This is a genomic window from Spirosoma arcticum, assembly GCF_054779955.1.
In genome coordinates this window covers 1-1,148 of record NZ_BAAGXG010000058.1, presented here as the reverse complement: position 1 = coordinate 1,148, position 1,148 = coordinate 1, and the positions used below count along the sequence as shown (strand labels likewise).

1 protein-coding gene is annotated in these 1,148 nt (G+C 51.1%); it reads right to left on the bottom strand.

Going from position 1 to position 1,148, the window contains the following annotated elements; genetic code table 11:
- Window positions 1-7: 7 nt before the first annotated feature.
- A complete protein-coding gene (locus ACYVHB_RS32840) occupies window positions 8-1,003 on the bottom strand; it encodes an IS30 family transposase (RefSeq protein ID WP_461056315.1) in 996 nt (331 codons plus the stop codon).
- Window positions 1,004-1,148 lie beyond the last annotated feature (145 nt).

Here is a 1,148-nt window from a genome sequence, read left to right as displayed (position 1 = left end):
CGCACATTCACATTTGCAGTGCATAAAACTCATTCTGAGCAAATTCAGCCGGGCTTAGATAGCCCAAAGTTTTGCGAGGTCGTTGATTGAGTTGATCTTGTATCCAAGATACATCCGTTGTCCTAACAATACTAATCGGGCAAGCTTTGGGAATGTACTGCCGGATCAAGCCGTTGGTGTTCTCGTTGAGTCCACGCTCCCAACTGTGGTAGGGATGAGCAAAGTAGGTAGCCGCCCCCAGTTGGCTACCAATATACTCGTGGCAGGCGAATTCAAGTCCGTTGTCAAAGGTGATTGTCCTTACCGGTAAACCACTACGACGCAGAGCCTTGACGGCTGCAAGGGCCAGGGCACGAGCGTGTTTGGACCGTAGTTTGACCATTAGCACGTACTTGGTTCGTCGTTCAACTAGGGTCAGTAGCACCCCATCATAGCCTTTACCAATGACCGTGTCGGCCTCCCAGTGGCCCAGTTCGGTATTCGTCTCGACGATGGGCGGGCGCAAGTCGATACTAACCCGATTGGGAATACGTTGCCGCTTAACTGGCTTACTTCGGTCTTTATATCGCTTGCGATGACGGATGCGCAGGTATTGAGTAAGTACTTCATGTTCAGACAGTTGTTTAGTGCCAACAGCTTGGTGTCGATAGATATAGCGGTAAACGGTTTCGTGGTGCAGCACCTGCCTAGCTGCCACTCGGTACAACTCGCCACAGATTTGTTCAGGCGACAGCCGGTTACGTAAGCGAGCGATCACGGTGTCCAGCAGTGGGCCTTTGAGTTTGTAGGACGTTCGCTTTTTGGCTATAGCCGCCCGTTGCTGGGCCTGCTGTGCATGGTAGGGCTGTCGGGGCTGCTGTTGACGGTAATTGGCCAGTTCCCGGCTAACGGTTGACTGGCTGACACCGACCTGCTGGGCCATGTCTATCTGGGTTTTCTTCTGCTTGTAAAGTGTCTCAATGAGGTATCTTTGCTGGAGAGTCAGCCGCTTGTAGGTCGCCATAGGCTTGGTTGGTGTGAGAACCCCAAAGCTACAGGAGAATCTATTGAACGGCTGACTTTTGTAGTTTCTTGGCGGAAACGATTCGCTCAAGAGTAATACAAAAGGGAAAGAAAGGAGATATGCGCTGGAAATGAGAATTCAAGAA

Excerpts from the sequence above, each read along its gene's own strand:
- ACYVHB_RS32840 (WP_461056315.1), bottom strand. The coding sequence starts at position 1,003 with ATGGCGACCTACAAGCGGCTGACTCTCCAGCAAAGATACCTCATTGAG.